At 73.0% G+C, this 852-nt stretch carries 1 protein-coding gene; it reads right to left on the reverse strand.

Annotated features, from left to right (window positions below; genetic code table 11):
* A partial coding sequence (locus ABEA07_RS19340; RefSeq protein WP_345539858.1) for a maleylacetate reductase occupies positions 1–852 on the reverse strand: 852 nt, incomplete at both ends.

Raw genomic sequence — 852 nt, forward strand, 5'->3', positions numbered from 1 at the left:
CGGCGGCGCGCCGTCGAAGGCCCGCTGCAGCAGCGCGCGGATGGCCTGGCGCTCGGGTGGGCCGAAGGGCCGCGGGTTCCAGTAGGGGTTGGCCACGGCGATGTCGGCGGCGCGGTCCAGGTCCGCTTCCTTCATGCCGATGTCCTTCAGCGCGACGGGCGCGCCGTTGTCGCGCGCCAGCGCCTGCAGGCCTTCGGCCGCGTTGCCTGCGCCGAGCGCCCGCTCGATGCGCTGCATCGCCTTGGGCGCCGCCTGTGCGTTGAAGGCGATCGCATGCGGCAGCACCACCGTGTGCACCTGCGCATGCGGCAGGTTGAAGCTGCCGCCCAGCGTGTGGCACAGCTTGTGGTGCAGGGCCATGCCCACGTTGCCCAGCACGCTGCCGCACAGCCAGGCGCCGTACAGCGCATCGGACCTCGCCTCGATGTCCCCGGGGCTGCGCCGGATGGCCGGCAGGGCCCGCGCGAGGGCGGCGATGCCTTCCTCGGCCATCAGGTCCATCACCGGGTTGCCGTCCTGCGCGTACAGGCCCTCGGCCGCATGGGCGATGGCGTTGATGCCGCTGGTCACGCTCAGGCCCACGGGCAGGCTGCGCGAGAGCTCGGGGTCGTAGATCACGGTGCGGGGCAGCACGCGCGGGTCCTTGCCGGTCTTCTTCAGGCCCGCCTCGGTCAGGCCGTAGATGGGCGTCATCTCGCTGCCGGCGTAGGTGGTGGGGATGGCCAGGATGGGCAGGCCCGAATCGAGCGCGATGGCCTTGCCCAGACCCGTGGTGGAGCCGCCGCCGATGGCGATGGCGCAGTCGGCGCCAAGCCGGCGGGCCACCTCGCGCGCTTCGCGGGCGGTCTCGAT

The organism is Variovorax defluvii (assembly GCF_039541515.1).
In the GTDB taxonomy this organism is placed as follows: Bacteria; Pseudomonadota; Gammaproteobacteria; order Burkholderiales; family Burkholderiaceae_C; genus Variovorax; species Variovorax defluvii.